This window comes from Bacillus sp. FSL K6-1338, from assembly GCF_038006965.1.
Taxonomy (GTDB): domain Bacteria; phylum Bacillota; class Bacilli; order Bacillales; family Bacillaceae_G; genus Bacillus_A; species Bacillus_A thuringiensis_S.
The window spans coordinates 689490-715522 of sequence record NZ_JBBOWI010000001.1 but is presented as its reverse complement, the minus strand read 5'-3'; the positions used below and the strand labels follow the sequence as shown (position 1 = coordinate 715522).

Genomic DNA, 26033 nt, shown 5'->3' with positions numbered 1-26033 from the left:
GCTTCTCTTATGCATACACTTTCTTTTCTTGACAATACAAACGAATAACATGTTTATTTTGTTGAAATACATCATGCGTCAGACGAATAATAATAAAGTTTCTTTTTGTTTGATCATCATGAACAAAAATCTGTTCTCCCTCCTGAAAACGCCATGCACTTTCAAAAGTCGTAATATGATCCCCACTTACAGAAAAAAGTTCATATCGCATCTCTTGTACCCTCTCTCAACTTACATAATCATAATATCCTTATATTAAATTTATTATAACTTAATTCCTATAAAATTAGTAATTATTTCTATTTCGAAAGATTTTAACTTTGTATTTAAATATTTTTAGCGCTATAATGATAAACGAATTTTTATTGAAAGGAGTTTCACTTTGACTGCATATTTATTTCCAGTAAAAACAGCATTTATTTTATTTCCTTTTTTAGCAATGTTTCTTTTAATCCCTTTTCTAATATTTAATTATCGAAAATACGGTTATTTAAATAAATGGCGCTCATTTATTTTATACTCATTATTACTTTACTTATTAAATGCCTATTTTCTTGTTATTTTGCCGTTGCCACAAACGTTTGATACTTGTAGCCTACAATCGGCTAATACACAACACATGCAACTCTCACCATTTTATTTCATACAAGAGATTAGTAGTCATACATCGGCAGTTTTAACGAAACCGGCTACTTATTTCTACTTATTAAAAGAGTCTGCTTTTTTACAAGTTGCATTTAATGTTCTATTAACTGTTCCATTCGGTATTTACTTACGTTATTATTTCCGACGTAGTTTCCTACAAACAATTTGCATTTCCTTTTTCCTTTCACTATTTTTCGAGCTAACACAAGTGACTGGATTATACGGTATATACAATTGTGCATACCGATTATTTGATATCGATGATTTGTTTTTAAATACATTAGGTGGCGTAATTGGTTTTATCATTGCACCAATATTTACGTACTTCCTTCCAAAAACAAACGAGTTAGATAGTCATATTGATTTGGAAACGAAACCAGTCGGATTCATTCGTCGTCTTATCGCGATGCAAATTGATTGGATTTCCTTATCTATCGTTGTACCTGTCATTAAAAACAAAGGAAATTCTTTCTTCGTTTCTAATATGCAATCTTACACCAATATGTATGAACTCATTTTCATTACGTGTTCAATCCTTATTTACTTTATTATTATTCCATACTTTACGAATGGAAAAACAATTGGGAAAGCATTGCTTCGCATTAACCTGAAAGGAAAATCAGATCGTATTACATTAAAAGAACTATTTATTCGATACGGTATATTTTATTTTGCGTTAGGCGGAATCAATTATATTCTTTCTAGTAGTTCTATGTTAAATCATACAGAACCTTTAGTATTACTCGTTACATTGTTATTCCTATTCATCATTAACGGCCTGTTTATTATTCATGTTTTACTGCATGTATTTAGCCGTGATAAACTACTATTTTATGAGCATATTAGTCATACAAGAAATGCAATTACACTAAAAAAAGCTGACAAATAATTATTTGTCAGCTTTTTCATATACATAATGTGAAACTTTAATCAACCCTCCCAAAACGAGCGGTTATCTCCCACCGAATTTTGAGATGGGAGTATTACTGCCCGTTAATGCGGGATAAATAACTTTTCTGCATAAGGATTAAAAAACATTCCAAGTTCATCTAGAGACTTCCTCGCCTGTAAAAACGAATGAAACTCTGGATATATATCTTGTAATTGCTCATACGATAATGTATGCATTTTCCCCCAATGCGGACGCCCTTCATACTTCAGAAAAATTTTTTCCACTTCGCCAAAGTAAGCAGCATATTTCATACCTTTATACATATGAACAGCGATATACGCTGAATCTCTTCCATAGGCTGGACTAAGCCATATATCATCACCTTTCACATAGCGGCATTCGATCGGGAAGTGCACCTTATACTTTTTCTTTTCAATAAGATTTGAGATTTCTTCTACCACAGTCCTCATATACTTTGAAGGAATGCTATACTCCATTTCATAAAATGGTACCGTACGTGATGTAGCAAATACTTCATAGCTCGGGCCAATTATTTTTGTGTTTGGTACAGCCTTAGCTGATAATCGACTCACTCCTTTACTTATAGAAGGAAACCATTTACACCCTTTAGATAGTAAAGAGAACATCCTATTTTCAAGTAACTCCACCTTTAGTTTATGCCATTTCAAATCACTGCCTGTATTCGTTGTTTCGTTCGTAAGTTTTACTTGTACTTCATCAGAATAAGGAAAAACGAAAAATTCAAAGTGACGATGCTTCTTATACTCTTCTAGTTTGTTCATTACAGTAGATAATGACTGTTTTTCACTTTCATAAACGAGTGAATACGCTGGAATAACCTTCAATTTTATCTTTACAATGATACCTAACATTCCAAGTGACAACTGAAACGCTCTCCAATATTTTACGTTCTCAGCTTCCGAACAAACTATACTCTCACCATTAGATAAAACTGCCGTAATCTCTATAACTTGTGTTGATAAGCTCCCAAAGGTAATACCCGTTCCATGAGTCCCCGTACTAATCGCTCCTGCAATAGATTGCGAATCAATATCCCCTAAATTTTCTTGCGCATAACCTTTTTCCTCAAGTAACTTCCCTAAATCATATAACTTTGTTCCTGCCCACACTTCAGCGACCATCTTCTCTTCATCAATATTCACAATGCCCTTCAATTCATCTAAAGAAACTAAAACTTCTTCCGTTTGCACAAGGGGTGTAAACGAGTGTCCTGAACCAACAACACGAATTTTCTGCCCCTTTTTTCGTGCAACCCCCACTACTTCTACTACATCTTGTATACTTTCTGGATACATCGTATAATGCGGCGTTCCTTCTACATTCCCTGTCCAATTCCTCCACCTTTGTCCCTTTATAGAAAGCATTGGCCATCCCCCCGATATGTTGAATACTCCCCAACAATCTCTCCTTGTTTAACACGATACAAAAAAGGAAAGCGTTCACATAATTCACCAGCCTTACTATGACGAAACAAAATGGACTCTCCTATGTCCACTCGTTCCTCGCCGTTATAAAAAATTGGCGTTTGTACCTCGCCAGCACCTTCTAAAGCTAATAGTTTTGCACCCTTTGGTCTCCAAACTTCAGGCTCTTTATCTTTTCCAACTGCTCCTGAAGCAATATATCCACCACCTAGGCAAGTGTAAATAAACGGGACTGGTTTACGCACAACTGATAAGGCAAATCCGATCGCTGGATGAAATTTCACCTCTTTATAATAATCAAACAGCTTCGGAGAATAAAAAGCAGAACCTATTGTAATCTCTGAAACTGAATTATCTTTCTCAGTTGTTTTTATGCTTCCTGTTCCGCCTCCATTTACAAACCTTAGCTCAATACCAAGGTTTTGTATTGCTTTTACAATATGTTCTCTTCTTTCTTTAACTTCTAACACTGATTTCTTCTTTAAATACGAAATCACCTTACTTTTCAGCCATTGATTTGGTATACGATCGCCTACCCCAGCAATTTGAGCTTCATAACCCATCACACCATCTAACATTAAATATGATGACCTTCTCACCTTTTCTACTACTTTCAACGCATCCTGCACATTTTTTACTGGGGATCTTTGTACACCAAAATGAAATTGAAAGAAACGACTACTCATATCAATATCCAAACAAACACGAAAACATCCTTTAGATTTCTCAGCAATTTTTTCTAAATACACAATATGCTCTTCACAATCCACCATACAAGTTATAATGAAACCTTTCTTTGTTAGCAAACTAATTTCATACAAAGCTCTTTCATCATAAGCAGGATATCCAAGCAATAAATCATTAAATCCTTGTTCTATTAAAAATAAAGTCTCTCTAGGTGAAAAGCACATAATACCTTGAAATCGATCATTTGCAGCTAAAATCTTTTGCATAATCGGAACAGAACGTAACGATTTACTCGCTATACGAATCTTCTTATTTCCACTTAACTCTATAATTGATTGAATATTTCTATCTAAAGCCACTTCATCCAAAAATGCACACGGTAATGGAACTTCTTTAAAAATTCCTCGATCCACATTTTTCTCTCCTCTTCTCAATATGTCTTATACATATTGGAAAGAAAGTGTGATTTTCCTGTTTGCAAATAAAAAAAGTTTCTTCTTTACGAAGAAACTTTTTGAAACTACTTCATAGAAATAGTCGCCTCTACTGGATAATGATCAGAGTAATCATTATACGTATATTTTTGGAACCATGATGTAACAGTCCATTGTGGAGATTTCGGCTGTAACACCTTATTCTCTATATACGGTGGGTTCGCATGGTCTTTACTTGAATAATATAATCTAAATACTCAGCAGGACTATCAGGGAAATTATATTTTGCAATACTGTTTGTCGTTGCATCCCAAGTCGCTGTATGTCCAGTATAAGATGGTACAGAAGCGTTCAATGTTTTAAACATAGATGCATACTCTGAATCATTCTTGTTCTCTGTATTTATTTTATTTACGTTCATATCACCACCAATTAACACATACTCATTATTTGGTATATTTTTATTTTTAATAAAATCTTGAATTTCTTTTAATTGGTTCGTACGTACAGATGCTGGTGAAGTTTTTCCGCACATACTATCTTCCGCCTGCAAATGCGTCCCAATTACGTGAACGAAGCGATCATTTTTCTTAATTTTCGTATATACAAATCCTTTATTCGATAAATTATCTGGCCCGCATCCTTTTGCAAATACATATTGAATCTTTTCAGCGATTGGCCATTTGCTGACAATCGCAACGCCACCATCTTCAGGAGTTGAAGATGAATAGTTCCCTAACGTTTTATCCCATTCGCTTCCACTACTACGACCTAATACTGCTGTTTGATTTGGATATTCTTTCTTCAAATTGCCTAATAAACGATCTGATGCGCTATTATCAAACACTTCATTTAATATAACAACATCTTGATTCTTTATATAATCTGCCGCCCCAATTAAATCAGCACGCTCAGTTTGTCCCCAGTTTGGATATAAGTTTGTTGATAGCATATATACATTATGCGTCATCACTTTTAATGTATCATTTTGATTTGTAGATGCTTCTGCTTGAGCTGACGTTCCGCTATATAAAGCTCCTAAACCAACACCTAAGCTAAGTACACCTTTTAGCAATTTACCTTTCACGTTTCATACCTCCATGTATTGTATAGTGATAAAAAGGCCAAATACTTAACGATTTCCGTACGTATCAAACCAAAGCTGAATATATCCAGCAGTAACACGTTGTGCATCCATTAAACGCTTACCTGTCATTGGTGTAACTTCAGCGCGCCATTTATCTGCATATTCTTGTGATACAGCTGCTCTTACGAACCAATCTTTCGTATTATCATTTACAATGCCAGCATAATCTTGCTTCGCAACTACTGCCGCTCCATGAATCCAATCTTCTGGATTCGTACCTTTCCAGTTCCAATACCCATTTCCATCCGTTACTTTATAATTATCTTTTATCGTATCTACAAAGTTTTCATATTTAGAATGGAATCCTTGTGGATACGAAAGATTCGTAAAGTTTGCCGCATGCATCGGTTGGTTTACATCACCTAAATAATGAAGAGATAATCCTAAATAGAAGAATGCTTGTTTCATATCTTTATTTTTGTAAGACTCACCAGCTAATTTAAAATATTTAGCTCCAGTTTCCTTTGCCTGCTTTGCATACGGAATATAAGTTTTCCCATTGTCAGGGTCATAGAAATGTGAAGCAAATGTGCTATTATCATAATAAGGATTTTCATAGTCAGCAGCATAAATACCGTTCTCTAACTCAGTACGCCATTCATTTAATAGTGCAACTCGATCTTGTTTTACAAGTGTTGTATTACGAGACATAATATCAATTGCACGATTTACAATCCATAAATGAGAATTCACGCCTTCTTTATGTTTATCTTCAGCAGACCAGCGCGGAATAACTCCAAATCTCTGTCCCCCATCATTTTCATGAGCAAATGCAACACTTTGTAATGGAGCAACTAATGTAATAGCTGCCGCTAAAGCAAGTACTTTCTTTTTCATATAAAATCCTCCATTTTATAATTGAATTATTGTAAAAATTTTGTTAGGATCCTATGATGTCATCCGGTTAACCTATGACTAGAATATCCCACCTTTCATGAAAATTCTATCACTAAATCAAAATATGCAAATGTTCATATCATTATAACTTTATACACAGTGAATATAATGAATGAATACACTTTCATTTTAATAAACTATTATTAAGGCTTGTCTAAACTAATGTAAAAAAAGAGTAAAGCATCTGAATGCTTTACTCTTTTTTTCTATTTGATAATATCGTTGGTAATTGTACATTAGTTGCCAGCTTACGAATAAATCCAAACACTAATCCCATTCCAATAAATATATATAATATCGTGAAAACCTTTCCAAAATCTGTCTGAGGACTAAAATCTTTATCTCCTACAGTTGTCAATGTCACAACACTAAAATATAACGCATCTAAAGGACGTAACCCTTCAACCGTACTATAAAAAATCGTACCCGATATTAAAGTCAAAATTGTTAATACGAATAATACTTGAAATTCTTTATCTTTCCACGCTCGTAAACAGGCTCTTAACATTCGCTTTAAAGTTAACAAAAATGAAAGCATTAGATTCTCCCTTCCAAACAAAAATACATTTAGTCAAAGGAAAGTCTATCACCTTTCAGTATAGAAAAAAAGTAGCCCTCTTCTATTTCTAGAAAAGGGCTACTCTTTTCGATTCTATCTTATTTAGGTGAAACAAGAATTTTCACTTGTGTTTTATCTTTTACAAGTGCTTCAAATCCTTCTTCAACAACTTGATCCACTGTAATTTTTTTCGTAATTAATTTCTCTGCTTGAATTTGACCAGAGCTAATTAATTTAATAACAGCTGGGAAGATGTGACGGTATCCTAAAATACCAATAACTTCTTTTTCTTTTAATACTAAATTATTCGGAGTAATTGTTGCGTCTTTTTCCCATACACTAACAATTACAGTTTGTCCTTCGAAGCTTGTACTTTCAATCGCTTGGCGTAATACAACTTCAACACCTGTTACTTCAAAGCTAACATTTACACCTAAACCATTTGTTAAGTTACGAATTTCAGCTAGCACATCTTGAGTTGCTGGATTTAATACATAGTCTGCACCTGCTAATTTCGCTAACTCTTGACGTTCTTTAGAAAGTTCAACTGCAATAACAGGAGTTGCTCCTGCTGCTTTAGCTGCTTGGATAACAAGAAGTCCAATTGGACCGCAACCAAATACTGCTACAGCTTCCCCTTCTTTTAATTTACTTTGACGTACTGCATGAACTGCTACTGCTGCTGGTTCTACAAGCGCACCTTGTTCATACGTCATTTCATCTGGAATGTGATGAACCATATCTTCTGGTACTACTGTATATTCAGAGAAACCGCCGCCTTCTCCGCCAAGACCGTGGAAAACAAGTTGTTCACAAACATTGTAATGTCCATGTTTACAAGCTTCACATTTACCACAAGAATAAATTGGTTCTACAACAACGCGGTCTCCCACTTTATGAGATGTAACTCCTTCACCAATCTCTATTACCTCACCACTAAACTCATGACCTAAAATAACAGGTGCTTTCACATGTGTTAATGGATGTTCTTCTGTTGGAATAAAAATAGGCCCTGCTAAATATTCATGCAAGTCTGTCCCACAAATACCACACCATTTAACTTTGATTTTCACTGTTCCTGGTTTTACTGTTGGTTCTGGTACTTCTTCTACTCGTACATCACGTTGATTATGCCAAAGTAGTGCTTTCATTTTATACATCCCTCTCTATGTATATACTTAACCTGGTGAAGTTTACAAATCTATTATAATACTTCTATCCATATATTTCAAAAAAACAATCACATCACTACTAATTTTTTACAAATAACGTTCAATATTTTGTCACTTTGTACTTTTTTCCACATCTGTTAATTCAATTTCATTGCAGGTGAAATTAGCATTGTGCCATAATAGCATTGGAGAGGTGAATATCGCTTGAAATATTTTATTTACTTTATCGTTATCGTGGCATTTTTAGATACATTTTCACAATTACCTATTATGAGTACTTTCGCTCAAAGCCTTGGAGGAACTCCTCTTATTATCGGGCTAGTTGTCGGTATGTACTCATTCGCTAATATGATTGGTAATATTATTGCTGGAGCCGCTGTCGATAAATTTGGTGCAAAAAAAATCCTTTATATAAGCATGGGAATTACGAGTTTCATAGTCTTGTTATACACCGTTGTTCAAAGTGGTGAACAACTATTAGTTGTGCGCTTTATGCATGGATTTAGTGATGGCTTTTTAATTCCTGCTGCCTTTACATTTTTATCAAAACAAACAAATGCAAAAAGACAAGGAAAAGCAATGGCTCTATCTGGTGCTGCTGTTGGAACAGCGGCAATCGTAGGACCTGCTTTCAGCGGTATTATGAAAGCAACAGCTGGCGTAGAATGGGTCTTCATTACTATTTCTATTTTAATGGCTCTTGGTACAATCGTATCTCTATTCTTCTTACCAAATAACGTATCAAGAAAAGATACATCAAGAACGCAAATGATGAACAAAGAAGATATGATTGAACTGTTAAAATCAGAACCGTTATTACAAGCATATATTGGTGCTTTCACATTAATGTTTTCACAAGGAATTGTCACTTATATGTTACCAGTAAAAGTTGAGGCATTAGCGCTTAAAGCATCTACAACAGGCATGATGTTAAGTGTATTTGGTATTACTGCTATCCTCTTCTTCTTGCTTCCAACAAATCGTATTTACGATCGATTTAATCGTTCGAAACTAATGCTAATCGGAATTGCAGTTATGGCATTCGCATTATCTTTACTCGGATTATTTGCTACAAAAGGTATGCTCTTTATTGTAATGATGATTTATGGAATTGGATTCGCAATCCTCTTTCCGTCTATTAACGCTTTACTCGTTGAAAATACTACAGACGATAATCGCGGAAAGGCATTCGGATTATTTTATGCCTTCTTCTCATTAGGAGTTGTTGCTGGCTCCTTTACAGTCGGCGCAATCGGAGCATCACCTAGCATCAGCTTCATTATCGGGACAGCATTTTTATTAACATTTGCTGGGATGATTTATGTAAGAAGCAAAGTAAAAAAGACAATGATGGGATAATCCATCGTTGTCTTTTTTAAAATGCATATTGATATAATCCGTAATATAATGGAAGCGTTGGAATAATGCCAATTAATTTAAATATAAAAGGTAATGGCTCATCTCGCTCTTCATATAAACGAAAAACAAAAACTGCAGTTAAAGTCCAAATGACGCTAAACAAGAAGATACATTTCCAAACAATCGAGGTTAATATTTGTATATCAAATACAAAACCAAAGAGCCCTATCCACGTAATAATAGATACTACAAAGTCAAACTTTTGAATTGGTGTTTGAAACATACCCCTTACTAACGAAATAATAGCTAACATTGCTACAATAACTAAATATATTTTCCAAAGCATAATGATAATCTCCTATTCAATTCAACTTTTAACTTTCAGCAAACCATATTTAATAAACAATATAGCATTATATTTTTCATAGAAATAATACAATGGATAACAAAATAAAAAGAAAATAAGTACAGTTGGTACATTGTCTACAATAGAAAAATATTTTACTAGTAATTCCTTAATACTCTCTCCAATAATAATAAACAATGGAATTATACAAATCATCGCTAATATTAAACATGACGTTACCCTTATTTCTTTCAACTTCACCTTACAATGTGGACACCTTAATGAAAAAGGATGTGGGAGATCAATAATATGTTGTACAGTAATATCCCCTTCACACTGTGGACATCCAATAACTTCTTTCATTTATCGCTTACTCCTTTCTATCTATAAAAAGAGCCATATTGAATAGAACTCTTTTTTGCCCAATATATTACTTTTGTGTATAACCAAATAACAATGTAAATAAATTGAGCCGTAAAGGCAATAATACATTACTTCTTTTAAAAAGAAAGTTTATAAATAACGACGATACTTCGACAATTTCCTCGGAAATATTTCCTTTCTCCACATAATTTGATACACTACACATGAATAAACATTTGTATTACATAAACTAAAATAATAACTTACTGTACAAATTAAAAAGCACACTCTTCATATGAAGAATGTGCTTTTATGTTATTAACGTTTAATCCAAACAGCGCCTGCCGATTTATCTTCTGCCTGTCCAACAACTTGGAATTTAAGTCCAAGGTTTGGAACTTTTCTTCCTGCATCTACAATTTGCTTGTTACTATATACTTTTGAATCATCAAAAGTTGTAACACCTTGTAATCCAGAATAGTTAAACTGGCCACGTGTTAATGAATTTACACTCCATGCTGGTGTTTTATCAAATGAAAATGCAGCGTCTGCAATTTGCATGCCCGTATTACCGTACGCTGGTTTCCCGTTCAGATTACCAACAAGTGCTTCTGGATGAGAATCTACAACCCCAAGGAATCCTTCACCTGGATGCACCCCAACCCAGTTATCTTTAAAGCTATCATCTGCATACCAAACGACAAGACCTGTATTATACACTGGACCTTTTCCTGCTTTTAATCCATTATCTGATCCCGCATAGTTTCTCCATTCTAAGTAGTAATAATGAGCTTTCTTCTCTGTCCCATCAGAAACAACAAAACCATTTAAATTCATTTTAGACTGTCCTTCTGCATCATCAGAAAATACAACTTGTCCATCAACAGTTACATTTACATCGTCCATCGCAAAACCTTTATATGTTACAGCCGGATCTGTAATATAGTCGAATTGTAGTTTCACTTTTTTGCCTTTAAATTGACTTAAATCATATGATTTATCAATCCATTTCCCATCTGTTGTATCTTTATCTCCTTGGACTACTTTTTCTCCAAGTCTATCAATTAATGTTTTCGTTCCATCTTCTGTTACTGCATGTACTTCGACGAAATCGCACTCTGCTTCTAACTCATAATTTGCTTTATAATCGAATTTTGTATTTGTTCCTTTTGTTAAGTCAAAGAATGGTGTCTCTAACGTTGTATGCATATCATCGCCTCTTGTACTATAATATGCATGCTTTCCAAACGCCGGTTTAATCGTTTCAACACTTTTACCTGGTAAGTTAACACGTACAACGCCTGGACGATTTGATTTCGTAACACTTTGATCAATATATGTAGGAACTCCCACACCACTCTTAATTTTATCGTAATCTACTTCTAATATTTTTGCCCAGTTGCCACCCATATTCTTTTGTAAGAAGTCTTTATTTTGTGGTGAAAAACTTGTCGGCTCCGTTCCTGCGATTTTTCCTGTCCAACTACCTCCACTCATTAATGACCAAGCTTCGACAGGTGAACCATTTCCAGTATATTTCGTGTCATATTCATCTGGTAATCCAAGATCATGTCCAAATTCATGCGCAAACACACCTACAGCTCCATCTTCTGGTTCAATTGTGTAATCATGTGCTGCTACTTTTCCACCAAAGTAATCTACCTTTGATTTTGTACCTTCAATCGCTACTGGATCTACTGCTAATTTTGAACGATGTGACCAGATCGCATCATCACCTAATTTACCGCCACCAGCTTCTTGACCAACACCAGCATGGATTACCATTAAATGATCAATTACACCGTCAGGTTCGTTTTGATTCCCATCCCCGTTTGTATCATATCTATCAAACTGATCAAACTGAGATAAATCTAGTCCTTTCTCAGCAGCTGCATGCAAAGCTTCTTTCACTAAATCACGTGCACCTTTCGGACCTTTATTATCGTGACCACTGCTACCATCAGCTCCATAATCAGATGCTTTTCCTGGAACTGTTAGCCACTCCGTTACATATCCGTCTGTCGTATAACTACCACCAGACTGCTCTTCATAGTATTGTTTAAATGTTTTTACTTTTGAACCATCAAATAATGTATAAGGCTCCTTACCAAACAACATCTTTTGATAATGTTCTCTACTAAAGTCTTTCGAATACATATAACCTGGTGTTTGATCAATATTATTATGTTTATAATCACTAAATTCAACGAGTAGCACTAATACTTTATCTGATCGAACAGATCCTTTATATGGAGCTTGCTTTGCTTTTGAAGTTGGAACTTGCCCATTCAATTGCTTTTTATTTGGTTCTGGCTTTTGCTCAAGATTAATATTTTTTTCAGTCTTTTTTACATTTTCCTTTTCTTCCATCTTTTTCTCTTTTACTTTTTTTGTGAAATCAGACGTTTCTTGTGAGGGAGCATCTGGAAGAATTTCTTTGTTCGCCTGATCTCCTTGTTTCTTTTCAATATATTGCTCGACAGCCTTTTTCGTCTCTTCTTTAGAAGATGCTGGATTAATTGTTCCTCTTTCTTTCAAAGCTTCCGCTAAACGATCTTCTTGAATTAAATTGTAATCAATTGGCGTTGTAGACACATTCTCTTTCTCTTTTGCTGGCGTTTCTGCATATGCTAACGGCGCACTCATTACAGATGTGCATCCGATAATTGCTGCAATTGCTAATGATGACAACACTTTAAATGGGGCTTTTCTTCTCATTCCATTTCTCTCCTTTTATAAAACTTAAAATTCAGATAAATCGGTACGTTTTTGTCGAAATCTCTGTTTACTACCCTCCCTATATAAAAAGACATAATTCTATAAACATTGAACTTTCTGTTATAGAATCATGCCCTCCAGTTTTCTGGTCAGACCCTCTATCTGTTTATCCCTTGGTTCAACTAATAATCAGTGTGCTGATGAACAAAGCCCCCACTGATTAAAGTTTCACTTTATATCGAAATATGAAAAATAAAGAGTTATGTGATATATATTAAATATCTTATATAACAAATTTAAAAGACAATATGCAAAATTGCATGAAAATTCTTTTAAATAAAAAAGAATCCTAGTCAATTAAACTAGGATTCTTGATTTTCTATTATTTCTCTTGTGTTTTTTCCCAATCAGCTAAGAATTTCTCAATTCCTTGATCTGTTAATGGGTGCTTCACTAATGAAGCAATTACGTTTGCTGGGATTGTTGCAATATGTGAACCGTTTAATGCTGCATCAGTTACGTGAACGCTGTGACGTACAGATGCTGCAATGATTTCTGTTTCGATGCCATGAATTGCAAAGATTTCTGCGATTTGACGAATTAAATCCATACCGTTATGACCGATATCATCTAAACGACCTAAGAATGGTGAAACATATGTTGCACCAGCGCGAGCTGCAAGTAATGCTTGAACTGCTGAGAATACTAATGTAACGTTTGTACGAATTCCTAAATCAGAGAACGCTTTTACTGCTTTTAAACCTTCTGTTGTCATTGGAACTTTTACAACAACGTTTGGAGCAATCTTCGCTAATTCTTTTCCTTCTTCAATCATTTTATCAGCTTCTAAGCTAATTACTTCTGCACTTACAGGTCCTTCTATAAAGCTGCAAATTTCACGAATACGCTCATGGAAATCTACGCCTTCTTTTGCTACAAGTGATGGGTTTGTCGTTACTCCAGCTACTACGCCTAATGCATTTGCCTCTTTAATTTCGTTAATGTTTGCTGTATCAATAAAGAATTTCATTTGTTATTCTTCCTTCCTAATTTTCATTTTATATTTATTTATTTTTCTTAATAAGCTCTAATTCAATCGGAATAGATTTGTCCACTTTTTTACCTTGTGTTATCTCTTTTGCTGTTTGCATCGCCTTCTCTCCGATTAATTCCGGTTTTTGAGCGACTGTTGCAGCCATACGCCCATCGTTAACCGCTTTCACAGCATCTTCAGTTGCATCAAATCCAACAACGACTACATCTGTTTTTCCAGCAGACTTCAATGCTTCAAGTGCACCTAATGCCATCTCGTCGTTATGCGCAAACACGGCTTTAATATCGCTATTTGCTTGCAAAATGTTTTCCATAACAGATAATCCTTTCGCTCTATCAAAATCAGCCGCTTGTTTGGCAACTACTTTTAAAGACTTATCGGCTACGTTATGGAATCCTTTCCCACGTTCACGAGCAGCAGACGATCCAGGGATTCCTTCTAACTCAGCAACGTTTGCTCCTTCGCCGACTAATTCACGAATGTAATCACTAGCCATTTGACCACCTTCGATATTATTAGATGCAATGTGAGAAACAACCTTACCTGAATTCGCAACGCGGTCTACTGTAATAACAGGAACATTTGCTGCATTTGCCGCACTTACCGCTGAAGCAACAGCATCTGAATCGGTCGGATTAATAACAACTACATCGACACCCTTTTGAATTAAATCTTCAACATCGTTCGTTTGCTTCGCTGCATCATTTTGCGCATCAACAGCAATCAATTCGATGCCGCTATCTTTCGCTTTCTTTTCTGCACCCTTTTTCAAAGTTACAAAGAAGGGATTATTTAAAGTTGAAACAGAGAATCCAACTTTAATAGTTTTATTTCGACCTTTATCGCTAGAATCCTTTGCCCATTCTGGTGGTTCCATTGAACAACCAGCAGTAATGACCATAATACATGCAACGAGTATAAGTAACCATTTCTTCATGAACTGTCCCTCCATTACGCTTCTTTTCGGCGATCAATTAATACAGCTAGTAAGATTACAAGTCCTTTTACAACTTGTTGGAAGAAAGAAGATACACCTAATAAATTTAAACCGTTATTTAGTACACCGATAATTAGTACACCGATGAATGTACCAACAATCCATCCTCTTCCCCCAGAAAGACTTGTTCCACCTAATACAACTGCTGCAATTGCATCTAATTCGTAAGAAGTACCTGCAGTCGGCTGTGCAGAATCTAGTCGTGATGTTAAGACAATACCTGCAAGCGCTGCCAAAATTCCGGAAAGACCGTAAATCATTACTTTAATTCTCGTAACATTAATACCTGATAGTGCTGCTGCTTCTTCATTTCCACCAATTGCAAATGTACGACGGCCAAATGTCGTTTTCTTCAAAATGAAGTACAGTACTGCGAAAGCGATCATCATTGTAACAGCTGGTACCGGAATACCAAGAAAATAACCGCGGCCAAACATTTGGAACATTAAATGATCACCAAGACCAGTGATCGGACGTCCGTCCATATAAACAAGCGTCAACCCACGAAAAATAGTCATTGTTGCTAAAGTTGCAATAAATGGAGCTACTTTTCCTTTCGCAATGATGATACCGTTTACAACCCCCATTACAAGACCTGCTAATAGTCCAACTGCCATTGCAAGGAACGGATCCATGCCACTTGCCATCATTCCAGCAACAAGTGCACTTGATAATGCTAAAATAGAACCTACCGATAAGTCAATACCCCCTGTTAAAATTACGAAGGTCATTCCGAATGCAATAAGCGCATTAATCGATACTTGACGCAGTATATTAAATAAATTTGGAATTTCAATGAACGCTGGATTTAAAACTGTAATTACGACGATAATTAATACTAAACCGATTAAAGAACCGAGTTGTTGTAATACATTCCCCTTCTTAGCCATCCTTACTCTCCCCCTGTAGCTAGTGCCATAATAGACTCTTGTGATGCCTCATCTTTCCCTAAAATGCCGCCGACTTTTCCTTCATGAATAACAAGAACTCGATCACTCATTCCTAAAACTTCCGGAAGCTCAGATGATACCATAATAACGGCATCGCCTTGCTCAGTAAGCTTATTCATGATAGAGTAAATTTCTTTTTTCGCTCCAACATCGACACCTCTTGTTGGCTCATCTAAAATGAGTAATTGCGGATGAATGCCTAGCCATTTTGCGATTACAATCTTTTGCTGATTTCCACCAGAAAGAGATTTCACTGCCTGCTCTCCGCTAGATGCTTTCACATTAAGAAGCTTCATCATATCCTCTGTAAACTGTTGTTCTAGCTCGTTGCTTAGAACACTTCCCTTTGAAAGACTTTCTAAATTCGGTAAAGCTAAATTTTCTCGAATTGAAAAATCTAACACTAATCCTTCAGACTTTCTATCTTCTGTAATGAAAGCAATTCTTTGTCTAATTGCATCTATCGGACTATCAATCTTTACTTCTTGTCCATTTATAAAAATTTGTCCAGAATCTAAAGGTTCATAACCAAATATCGCTTTCATAATATCAGTGCGACCAGCTCCCATTAAACCAGCTACACCAAGGATTTCACCTTTCCTTACTTGAAACGAAACATTTTCAAATTTCCCTTTCTTCGTTCCGTTACGCATTTCAAAAATGACATCACCAATTTGACTATTTCGCTCTGGGTAACGTTCACCAATGCTGCGCCCCACCATCATACTCACTACTTCATCAAATGATGTTTCTGGAATTAATCTCTTTCCAACGTATTCTCCATCACGCAAAATCGTAATGGCATCACATATCGAGAAAATCTCTTCCATACGATGCGAAATGTACACGAATGAAACACCTTCTTTACGTAACTTATTGATTACTATAAAGAGCGTTTCGATTTCACGATCCGTCAGTGCCGCAGTAGGTTCATCCATAATAATAACGCTCGCGTTTGTCATTAACGCTTTCGCAATTTCGATAATTTGCTGTTGTCCAACCGATAGTTCCTCTGCTAACATAGCACCTCTTACATGCAATCCTAGCTCTGCTAGTTGCTGCTGCGCAATCGCGTTCATTTGTCGAGTGCGTAAAATACCTGTTTTCCCATACATTAACTCTTTACCAAGAAACATATTTTCAGCTACTGTTAAATTCGGCAATATGTTTAGTTCTTGATGTATAAATGCGATGCCGTACTCTTCAGCTTCTTTCGCATTTTTAAAGGTGCGCTCTTGCCCATCAATCGTGATTGTCCCATCATCTTTTTTGTATACACCTGTTAAAATCTTCATGAGCGTTGATTTACCCGCTCCATTTTCCCCCATCAATGCATGGACTTCTCCTGTTTCAATCATAAACTGTGCATTCTTCAAAACAGGATTGCCATTGAACGCCTTTGAAATGTTTTTCATTTCAATATGCATTCCCATCACTTCCCTTTATTAAAAAATCACGCCTGCATGTAAAATTACATTTGCATAAGGCGTAGCCTCGCCTGTACGAATAATCGCCTTCGCTTTCTTTGTATGCTCTTTAAATTGTTCATGAGATACATACTCAAATGCTGGCTCTATTAATTTTTGCTCGATCTCTTTATTTACTTCCGCATTATTTATAATGACTTCTTCTGCTAACGTCACTTTTTCGATTGCCATATCATCAGCTACAACTTGTAACACCTCTAAAAAACTCGGTTTTCCAATCTCAACAGCTAAATCAATTCGTTTTACTCCATCCGGAATCGGTAACCCGCAATCAGCAATTACAACCGTATCTGTATGCCCAAGTGAAGCAAGGACTGCCGCGATTTCACTGTTTAATACACCATGCTTTTTCATCCAACAATCACCTGCACTTCACGTACTCGATCTCTCGTTGGCATACCGCCCTGTGCTCCAAGTTTCGTTACAGAAAGACCACCGGCAATATTCGCGAAACGAATTGCTTTTTGAAGTGTCTCTCCTTCAGAAAGTGCAACTGCTAACGCACCATTAAATGTATCACCAGCTCCAGTTGTATCCACTACATCAACAGCAATGCTAGGAACATGTACAATCTCTGTGCCATTATGGAAACGAACACCGTTAGAACCTTCTGTCATCAATAATTTATTTGGATACTTCGCCAATAAATCTTCAATTGGTGATGTAAAATCATCTAATACAATGCGGCACTCATGTTCATTTGGCGTAATATAAGTTGCTTTTTCTAAAATTTCTTCTGATAAAACTTGTGCTGGCGCTGGATTCAACATAACAGGAATATTATGTTCCTCACAAATAGCCAATACATATTTTACTGTTTCAAGTGGAATTTCTAGTTGAAGAACAACCATATCCGCTTTTACAAGAAGGTCTTTGGAGCGATCTACAACTGACTTATTTACAAGAGCATTTGCCCCTTGTACGACAACAATACTGTTATCTTCTTCTGCTAAAACGATATGAGCAATTCCTGTCGTTCTATCTGTAACCGGTACCACATAATCGATAAAAATGCGTTCGTTCTCTAAATTTTTTCTAACTACTGTTCCATAATCATCATTTCCTACCGCTCCAACCATCGCTACATTTGCTCCTAACCTAGCTGCAGCAACTGCTTGGTTTGCCCCTTTCCCTCCTGGGATTGTATGAAACGCTTCACCAATTACTGTTTCTCCTGCTTTCGGCCGTTTTTTTGAAACAGCCACTAAGTCCATTGAAATGCTTCCTACTACTGCAATATTTGGCATCTGTTTCATCTCCTTACTTCGTTGTATTTCGTTCTATAATTTCAATCGGCAAACGATAGTGTTTCTCTTCTAATGTATTTCCTTCCATTTGCTCTAACAACAACTCTGTTGCAATTTTCCCCATTTCATATATCGGTTGTGCAACTGTTGTAATAGATGGATACATCATTTCTGTTAAAGAAATTCCATCAAATCCAATAATTTGTAAATCATCTGGAATGGCAATCCCCTTTTGAAGTGCAGCCTTTACAATACCAATCGCAATTAAATCATTCCCAGCAACAATACCATCAATATGCGGGTATTCTTCTAATAATTCCATCGCTACACGCTCACTATTTGCTGGATCAAACGTACTCTCTGCAATCATATACGAAAGATTATTTTGCGTAATAACGTCTACAAAACCTTCAAAACGTTCATTTGCAGTACTCACATCACGTGGACCGCGAATATGTGCAATATGTTTACATCCTTTATCTAGTAACAACTTTGTCGCAGCCTGACTTCCTGCATAGTTATCTGCATATACAGTAGGAATACGCTCATTAAACATACGGTCAATCGCAACAACCGGGACAGATAAATTCATGTAATTAACACTATTTTGTGGATTCGTTGCTACAATAAATCCATCTACATTATTTTGTCTAAGTACATCAATGTATTGTTTCTCTTTTTCTAAACTTTCATCAGAGTTACAAAGGACAACTGTGTAACCTTGTTTATGTGCTACATCTTCTACGGCACGTGCAACTTCTGGAAAGAACGGATTCACGATATTTGGAACAACTAAGCCAATTAAACGAGACTTTTTATTATACAGTGAACGCGCTACTGTACTAGGCTTATAATCTAACATCTCAATTGCACGCTCTACCTTTTTTAATGTATCTTCGTGAACATATCCATTTTTATTTAAAACTCTGGAAACGGTCGCAACAGATACTCCCGCTAATTTCGCAACGTCTTTAATCGTACTCATTCTCTTTTCTCCTCATTTAATGTAACCGTTTACAGAAAATAATATAACGTATTTCTAAAAATACGTCAATCATTTCTCACTAAAAAGCTTTTAAGGTTATACTCAAAAAAGCACCGCCATAAGGCGATGCTTCTTCATTACGAGTATGATACAGTTTTTTCTTTTTCTTCTACAGCAGGCTCTTTAGCATCTTTTTTACGATCTGATAATTTAATTTTTTGTAAGAAAATCGTAAAGATGGCACCTACTACGATAAATACTAATCCTGTTAAGAATACAGTATGAAGCGAGTCTACTAAAGAGTTTTTCAAAATAGGTACAATGCTGTTAGCGAACGCTTCTGGCATTTGTTTTAATGCCTCTGGGCTAAATAGCATCGAATATAAACCTTGTGGATCTGTGTGAATCATATCTTTAAATTTCGTTACCATTTGTCCCGCTTCTTTCGGGAATGTATCTAATACAGGTACTAATTTATTTGTTAACGTTGTACCTGAAGTGTTATTCATAATTGATCCTAAAATTGTAATACCAAATGTTCCACCAATTTGACGGAAGAACTGACTTGATGACGTTACGACACCAAGGTCTTTTTTCGGGAAGCTTTCTTGTAACGCTAATGTTAATGTCGGCATTACAAGACCCATTCCTAAACCGATAACCATCATATAAGAAGTAGCTGTAAGCTTCGTTGTGTGCATATCCATCGTTGTTAATAACCAGAAACCACCCGCCATAATAAGCATACCTGCGATAATTTGTGGTTTTACACCAACTTTTAATACAAGTTGCCCACCGATAATACTCATTACAATCATTGTAATCATCATTGGAGTCATAATTGTTCCTGATTCAGCAGCACTTACTCCTACAATACCTTGCATGAAGAATGGTACGAACATAATCGCGCCGAACATTCCAATACTCATAAAGAATCCAATCGCATTCAGTATTGTAAATGTGCGATTTTTAAAGAAATGCATTGGTAAAATCGGCTCTTCAGCTTTCGTTTCAACAATAACAAAGCTAACGATACCAATTACAGCTAGTGCAAATAAACCGATAATTTGCCAAGAGTCCCATGCATAATCTTTTCCGCCAAACGTTAGCGCAAGTAATAAACTTACAACACCTAGAATCATCGTAAAGATTCCAGCGATATCAATTTTAATTGGTCCTGTTTGTTTATGTGATTTTAATCCCATTGCAATAAAGATTGTTGCTAAAATACCAACCGGTAAGTTAATGTAGAATACCCATCTCCAGTTCACTGCATCTACAATCCACCCACCAACTTGTGGTCCAATTACAGAAGCAAGACCGTATAACGCACCAAAAATACCTTGCCATTTCGCACGTTCTTTTCCCGTGAACATATCTCCAATAATAATCATAGCCATTGGCATCATAATACCGCCACCAAGACCTTGAATACCACGGAAAATAATTAATTCTGTCATACCATTTGCCATACCACATAACGCCGAACCAATCATGAAAATAACTAGCCCTGTTATATATACGTTACGACGACCAAGTAAATCCGCTAACTTACCTGCAATTGGTACAACTGTCGTTGATGTTAACATATATGCTGTTGTTAACCATGTCATTAAACTTAATCCGCCTAGGTCACCGACGATACGTGGCATTGCTGTACCAACAATTGTTCCATCTAATGCAGCAAATAGCATCGCGATTACTAAACCGATTAACAACAACTTTCTATTTTGATTTTCTTGTTGTTCCATGTAATCTCCTCAATTCCTCTTAGTTATTCTCTTTTTTCTCTTGTGTCCCGCAAATAATGGTTTCTAGCTTCTCAAAGAGACGTAATAAATCTTCTCTTTCTTGCAACTCTAAATGTGAAAAGTATTTTGCAATATGCTCGTTGCGAGCTGTCATTGCCTCTTCTACTCTAGATTTCCCCTTTTTCGTTAACTCGATGATGACAACACGACGGTCATCTTTGTCGTGATAGCGTTCTACAAGTTCTTGATCGATTAGACGATCAATCATCACTGTAATTGCGCTAGGCTTCACGTACATCTTTTTTGCTAATGTTGTCGCTCTTGAAGCCCCATAATGATCTAGAATCTTTAAAATATAAAACTGCGGTGGTGTAAGTCCTGTTGCTTGCATTTGTTCTAATAACTCCGTCTGCATTTTCTTTCCAATCGAAAAGGCTAGAGCTTGAATTTTATCGATATGCGTCATATCATTTGGCATGTTATCCACCTCTTATTTAAACAATAAAATATTTAACGTATTTAAATATTAATCCCACGAACAAAATCCGTCAATACTTTTATTCATAAAAACGTTTACATTTTTGTCACAAAGTTGTATAATTTTCGACGAAGTTAATATTGACAGTCACGGAGAAACGGAGTACACGGCTATGAATCATAAAAAAGGAAACTTTTTTATATTTCATGGCCTTTTTATATTCTCTGTCTTAAAACGCTTCGAATTAATTAGGGGAGGATTTTCATTTTATGTTTTTCACACAATTATTTAAACCTGCGCCCCACGCGGAACGCTTACCAGCTGATCGCGTTGATAGCGAATACCGTAAATTACGTTTACAAGTATTCTTAGGTATCTTCATTGGTTATGCAGGTTACTACTTTGTTCGAAAAAACTTTTCACTAGCAATGCCATACTTAATCGAGCAAGGATTTAGTAAAGGGGAACTTGGGGTTATCCTTTCAGCAGTATCTATCGCTTACGGATTAAGTAAATTTCTTATGGGTATCGTATCCGACCGTTGTAATCCTCGCTACTTTTTAGCAGCTGGGCTATTTTTATCAGGTATCATTAATATTATTTTCGGCTCATTTTCTTTCATTACAACGAGCATTATACTTATGTTTGTACTTCAGTTTTTAAATGGATGGGTACAAGGCATGGGATGGCCTCCTTGTGGTCGTACGATGGTTCACTGGTTCTCTATTAGCGAACGTGGTACAAAAATGTCTATTTGGAACGTCGCTCATAATGTCGGCGGCGCGCTGATGCCTTCTCTTGTAACATTAGGCTTATACTTCTTTGCAAATGACTGGCATAGTATTTTTTACTTCCCAGGTATTCTTTCAATTTTAGTTGGTATTTATGTACTAATTACAATGAAAGATACACCTCAATCTTGTGGACTACCTTCTATTGAAGAGCATACTGGAGAATATCCACCAGATGAGAAAATAAAAGATCGCGAACGCGAACTTTCGGCAAAGGAAATTTTATTTAAATACGTACTAAACAATAAATTTTTATGGTACATCGCTATTGCGAACGTTTTCGTGTATTTCGTACGTTACGGCGTTGTAGACTGGGCTCCTACTTATTTAGTAGAAGAAAAAAGCTTTACTCATAGTAGCTCACGTACTGCTTACGCTCTATATGAATGGGCTGGTATTCCAGGTACACTTCTTTGCGGATGGATGAGTGATAAACTATTTAAAGGACGTCGTGCACCTGCTGGTATTTTATTTATGATTGGTGTATTTATCGCAGTTCTTGTTTACTGGTTAAATCCTCCTGGTAATCCAATGGTTGATAGTATCGCTCTTGTCGCAATTGGATTTTTAATTTACGGACCGGTTATGTTAATTGGTCTACACGCTCTTGACTTAGCACCAAAGAAAGCTGCTGGAACTGCAGCAGGCTTAACTGGATTCTTCGGTTACTTAGGCGGAGCTGCTTTCGCTAGTGCCGCTATGGGCTTTATCGTAGATGCATTCGGGTGGGATGGCGGATTCATCTTATTACTTGCATCTTGCATACTTGCAATGTTCTTCCTTGCCCTTACTTTAAATACAGGGTCAGTAAAATCAAAACAAGCTTAAATAACATATAAAAATCATAAAAATAGCTCTTAGCATCTACATACATGCTAAGAGCTATTTTTTATTTTCATTGCTGTTCCTACTAATGATAACAACCAATTCCTTCCCTACTCTAATATTAAAAAATTTGATGAAACACCTTTATTAAAACAGCTAACGTAACAGATGCAGCAAATCCCCCTAGACAAATTAAGCTTACCCCTTGACTATATGACAAATTTTGAAATGATTTCATTGCTTCCATCCTCCCTATCTCCCCTGTGATACTTTTATTTTACCAATGGGAAAAATTTCATAACATCGATTTCTCTAACAACTAACTTACAAATTTGTAAGTTAACATCTTTTCAACTTATATATCTAGTATTTCCACAAATAAGAGTTATTTATACATAAAAAAGACCTCAGTTATACTAAGGTCTTCATTACATTCTATTTTATTTTATAATCATCACCGGACATTTCACTCGTTTTGCTATTTTATGACTGACACTACCAAGCACCATTTCTTGCAGTGTATTTAGCCCTCTGCTTCCAGCGATAACAAGATCTATATCTCCTGTATTTACATATTGAACAATTGTATCTCCAGGATCACCATGTAATATCGTAATTGTATAAGAAATGCTCTCTTTCTTTAATAGACCTTCAATCTCTTTTAATTTATCTTTTCGACTAGCTGATATTGTTTCTAAGTCTGTTTGACCTTGTATAATATCTGATTTTGCCGTTCTATTATCTACTACGTACACAACTTCAACATTTGTTTCTTCGCTACATTTCGCAATATATGTTGCATGTTCCGCTGCTCGAAGTGCATGTTCAGAACCGTCACATGCTAATATAATTTGTTTGTACATATGCTGAATCCCCTTTTCGTTATCCTACTCGTATTATATAATAAAGCCCCCTAAAAAGGAGGCTTTTAACTAGCAATTCTTTTATTATAAGTAGCCAAATTTGCAACAAGTTTTGAGCTACGTTCATTTAATCCTGTTATACTTACTTTCACACCACTTTGCTCATACTTCATGATAACTTTATCAATTGATGCCACTGCTGAATCATCCCATACGTGCGCATGAGTAAAATTCATTTCAATTTCTTTTACATCTTCATTAAATGAAAAATTATTTATGAAATCGGCTGTAGATGCAAAGAAAAGTTGACCGTGAATTTCGTATATTTTCTTATTTTCAATATATAAATGTTTCACGTGAATCTTTGCCATATTGAATGCAAATAACACCGCACTAATTACTGTTCCGATAATTACACCTAATGCTAAATTATGTGTAATTAAGACAATCACAACTGTTACAATCATAACAAATGCGTTTCCTTTTGGTACTTTATGAATCGTTGTTACAGAGTTCCAATCAAACGTTCCGATTGAAACCATAATCATAACCGCAACTAAAGCTGCCATCGGAATATGAACGACATAATTCCCTAAAACGAATAGTAATACGATTAAAAATCCGCCCGCTACAAATGTTGATAGGCGACCTCGTCCACCTGATTTAATATTAATAACAGATTGACCGATCATTGCACATCCTGCCATTCCTCCGAAAAATCCAGCAACGATGTTTGCGATCCCTTGTCCGCGTGCCTCTTTATGCTTATTACTTTCTGTATGCGTCATATCATCTAAAACTGAAGCTGTTAATAAAGACTCTAGTAAACCAATGATTGCAAGCATAACTGCATAAGGTAAAATAATCCCTAATGTTTCTAATGTAAATGGCACATCAGGAATACTAAAGAACGGTAATTCTTTCGGTAGGCTTCCCATATCCCCTACTGTTTTCAACTGTAATCCGCTCATAAGTGCAATACTCGTCACAATAATAATTGAAATAAGCGTAGAAGGTACAGCCGTTGTAATACGTGGAAATAAATATATAATTGCAAGTCCTAATACAACGAGTGCATACATTTGCCAAGTTGCATTTTTAAAATGCGGTAATTGCGCTGTAAAAACTAAAATTCCAAGTGAATTTAAAAAACCACTCATAACAGATTTCGGAACAAACTTCATAAATGAGCTCAGTTTGAACACGCCAAAAATAATTTGGACGATACCTGTTAATATTGTTGTAGCAAATAAATATTGCAAACCATGATCTTTAACAAGCGTTACCATTAATAATGCCATTGCACCTGTTGCAGCTGAAATCATTCCAGTTCTTCCGCCAACAAATGAAATGGTAACCGCAATACAAAAGGCTGCGTATAGTCCAACTGTCGGATCCACGCCTGCAATAACAGAGAAGGCTATCGCTTCAGGGATTAATGCTAAAGCAACGACAATTCCTGATAACACGTCCCCTCTCACATTAGAAAACCAGTCATTTTTTATCGTTTGAAACAAAATACCACTCCTCTACCCCTTTATAATTTGATTTTCTCCATAAGAAAATCTAGCCGACTGCACGAAAGCTATTATATAACGAGTAGAAGCTTTTTTGCTATGTAAAAGTTTCCTAAAAAAGATGTTACCTTCGTAGCTTCTTTTCCTAGAATATCAGGAAGACTTTAAATATACTATCACCTATTGTTGATTTAACGTACAACGATTTCGGATTCTACCGTATGTCAAATGAAGAGAACTTTGTTTGGATGGATGAAAAATGCACATGTAATTCAGCTCATTTAATTGAGTAGTCCAAGGATCAAGATATTAGCTACTCAAGGAATTCATTTACATTTCTATGGATATTTCCACTTCATATATGAGGTTTAGGATTAGAGGAGTTTATGCTAATTTAATGAAA

Annotated in this window: 24 protein-coding genes and 1 pseudogene; 3 read left to right on the top strand and 22 right to left on the bottom strand. The window is 35.8% G+C overall.

All coding sequences use genetic code 11. The features are described from left to right. Positions 1-7: 7 nt before the first annotated feature. A complete protein-coding gene (locus tag NZ044_RS03690; RefSeq protein WP_001268332.1) occupies positions 8-211 on the bottom strand; it encodes a hypothetical protein in 204 nt (67 codons plus the stop codon). Between the two features lie 171 nt (positions 212-382). On the opposite strand from NZ044_RS03690, the gene NZ044_RS03685 reads away from it, so the two are divergent. After that, positions 383-1534, top strand: a complete 1152-nt coding sequence (locus NZ044_RS03685; RefSeq protein WP_340949566.1) for a VanZ family protein — start codon at positions 383-385, stop codon at positions 1532-1534. A 104-nt stretch (positions 1535-1638) separates the two neighbouring features. Here the strand turns inward: NZ044_RS03685 and NZ044_RS03680 are convergent, their stop codons facing one another. The 6 genes and pseudogenes from NZ044_RS03680 to bdhA form a co-directional block, all read right to left on the bottom strand. After that, the gene (locus NZ044_RS03680; protein ID WP_098505637.1) at positions 1639-2943 is read right to left on the bottom strand and encodes a D-arabinono-1,4-lactone oxidase; all 1305 of its coding nucleotides are present in this window, start codon (positions 2941-2943) and stop codon (positions 1639-1641) included. Beyond that, complete coding sequence (locus tag NZ044_RS03675; protein WP_000373751.1) at positions 2931-4103, bottom strand: amino acid deaminase/aldolase; 1173 nt, start codon at positions 4101-4103, stop codon at positions 2931-2933. The genes NZ044_RS03680 and NZ044_RS03675 overlap by 13 nt, the downstream gene beginning before the upstream one ends. A 107-nt stretch (positions 4104-4210) precedes the next feature. Further along, positions 4211-5211: pseudogene (sph, locus tag NZ044_RS03670) on the bottom strand (sphingomyelinase C). Between the two features lie 45 nt (positions 5212-5256). Further along, positions 5257-6108: a phospholipase CerA gene (gene cerA, locus NZ044_RS03665; protein ID WP_000730997.1), complete on the bottom strand. Its 852-nt coding sequence runs from the start codon at positions 6106-6108 to the stop codon at positions 5257-5259. Between the two features lie 253 nt (positions 6109-6361). Next, entirely contained in the window at positions 6362-6706 is a 345-nt protein-coding gene (locus NZ044_RS03660; RefSeq protein ID WP_000948213.1) for a potassium channel family protein, read from the bottom strand. Between the two features lie 119 nt (positions 6707-6825). Further along, the gene (gene bdhA / locus NZ044_RS03655; protein WP_000645827.1) at positions 6826-7878 is read right to left on the bottom strand and encodes a (R,R)-butanediol dehydrogenase; all 1053 of its coding nucleotides are present in this window, start codon (positions 7876-7878) and stop codon (positions 6826-6828) included. Between the two features lie 225 nt (positions 7879-8103). On the opposite strand from bdhA, the gene NZ044_RS03650 reads away from it, so the two are divergent. Then, positions 8104-9258, top strand: coding sequence for an MFS transporter (locus NZ044_RS03650; protein WP_000873268.1), 1155 nt, complete (start codon positions 8104-8106; stop codon positions 9256-9258). Between the two features lie 16 nt (positions 9259-9274). Here the strand turns inward: NZ044_RS03650 and NZ044_RS03645 are convergent, their stop codons facing one another. The 12 genes from NZ044_RS03645 to NZ044_RS03590 all read right to left on the bottom strand — a co-directional run bounded on the left by NZ044_RS03645 (position 9275) and on the right by NZ044_RS03590 (position 21634). Then, the gene (locus NZ044_RS03645) at positions 9275-9604 is read right to left on the bottom strand and encodes a hypothetical protein (RefSeq protein WP_000964465.1); all 330 of its coding nucleotides are present in this window, start codon (positions 9602-9604) and stop codon (positions 9275-9277) included. 21 nt (positions 9605-9625) lie between these two features. Further along, positions 9626-9967: a hypothetical protein gene (locus NZ044_RS03640; protein ID WP_000665762.1), complete on the bottom strand. Its 342-nt coding sequence runs from the start codon at positions 9965-9967 to the stop codon at positions 9626-9628. A gap of 318 nt (positions 9968-10285) precedes the next feature. Next, the gene (gene inhA2 / locus NZ044_RS03635) at positions 10286-12685 is read right to left on the bottom strand and encodes a M6 family metalloprotease immune inhibitor InhA2 (protein ID WP_097891592.1); all 2400 of its coding nucleotides are present in this window, start codon (positions 12683-12685) and stop codon (positions 10286-10288) included. A gap of 382 nt (positions 12686-13067) precedes the next feature. After that, positions 13068-13715 carry a fructose-6-phosphate aldolase gene (gene fsa / locus NZ044_RS03630; protein WP_000667667.1) on the bottom strand — a complete coding sequence of 216 codons (648 nt, stop codon included), beginning with the start codon at positions 13713-13715 and terminating at the stop codon, positions 13068-13070. Positions 13716-13749: 34 nt separating this feature from the next. Then, complete coding sequence (gene rbsB / locus NZ044_RS03625) at positions 13750-14676, bottom strand: ribose ABC transporter substrate-binding protein RbsB (RefSeq protein ID WP_000758976.1); 927 nt, start codon at positions 14674-14676, stop codon at positions 13750-13752. A gap of 14 nt (positions 14677-14690) precedes the next feature. Next, the gene (locus NZ044_RS03620) at positions 14691-15626 is read right to left on the bottom strand and encodes an ABC transporter permease subunit (RefSeq protein ID WP_001074650.1); all 936 of its coding nucleotides are present in this window, start codon (positions 15624-15626) and stop codon (positions 14691-14693) included. A 2-nt stretch (positions 15627-15628) separates the two neighbouring features. Beyond that, positions 15629-17113: a ribose ABC transporter ATP-binding protein RbsA gene (gene rbsA, locus NZ044_RS03615; protein WP_002162933.1), complete on the bottom strand. Its 1485-nt coding sequence runs from the start codon at positions 17111-17113 to the stop codon at positions 15629-15631. 18 nt (positions 17114-17131) lie between these two features. After that, a complete protein-coding gene (rbsD, locus tag NZ044_RS03610) occupies positions 17132-17527 on the bottom strand; it encodes a D-ribose pyranase (protein WP_000716151.1) in 396 nt (131 codons plus the stop codon). Then, positions 17524-18420, bottom strand: coding sequence for a ribokinase (rbsK, locus tag NZ044_RS03605; protein ID WP_001132865.1), 897 nt, complete (start codon positions 18418-18420; stop codon positions 17524-17526). The genes rbsD and rbsK overlap by 4 nt, the downstream gene beginning before the upstream one ends. 13 nt (positions 18421-18433) lie before the next feature. Continuing rightward, positions 18434-19405, bottom strand: coding sequence for a ribose operon transcriptional repressor RbsR (gene rbsR, locus NZ044_RS03600; RefSeq protein WP_000104047.1), 972 nt, complete (start codon positions 19403-19405; stop codon positions 18434-18436). A 137-nt stretch (positions 19406-19542) separates the two neighbouring features. Next, on the bottom strand, positions 19543-21156 hold the full coding sequence (locus NZ044_RS03595) for an MDR family MFS transporter (protein ID WP_000437648.1): 1614 nt from the start codon (positions 21154-21156) through the stop codon (positions 19543-19545). A 19-nt stretch (positions 21157-21175) separates the two neighbouring features. After that, positions 21176-21634 (bottom strand): MarR family winged helix-turn-helix transcriptional regulator, encoded by a 459-nt coding sequence (locus NZ044_RS03590; protein ID WP_001132366.1) that lies wholly within the window; start codon positions 21632-21634, stop codon positions 21176-21178. Positions 21635-21903: 269 nt separating this feature from the next. On the opposite strand from NZ044_RS03590, the gene glpT reads away from it, so the two are divergent. After that, the gene (glpT, locus tag NZ044_RS03585) at positions 21904-23253 is read left to right on the top strand and encodes a glycerol-3-phosphate transporter (protein WP_000466386.1); all 1350 of its coding nucleotides are present in this window, start codon (positions 21904-21906) and stop codon (positions 23251-23253) included. 118 nt (positions 23254-23371) lie between these two features. Here glpT and NZ044_RS03580 read toward each other — a convergent pair whose 3' ends face one another. The 3 genes from NZ044_RS03580 to NZ044_RS03570 form a co-directional block, all read right to left on the bottom strand. Continuing rightward, positions 23372-23488 (bottom strand): DUF4027 family protein, encoded by a 117-nt coding sequence (locus NZ044_RS03580; RefSeq protein WP_000834733.1) that lies wholly within the window; start codon positions 23486-23488, stop codon positions 23372-23374. Between the two features lie 202 nt (positions 23489-23690). Continuing rightward, positions 23691-24113 carry a universal stress protein gene (locus tag NZ044_RS03575; protein WP_044783728.1) on the bottom strand — a complete coding sequence of 141 codons (423 nt, stop codon included), beginning with the start codon at positions 24111-24113 and terminating at the stop codon, positions 23691-23693. Positions 24114-24178: 65 nt separating this feature from the next. Continuing rightward, positions 24179-25630, bottom strand: coding sequence for a SulP family inorganic anion transporter (locus NZ044_RS03570; RefSeq protein WP_000487912.1), 1452 nt, complete (start codon positions 25628-25630; stop codon positions 24179-24181). Between the last annotated feature and the right edge of the window lie 403 nt (positions 25631-26033).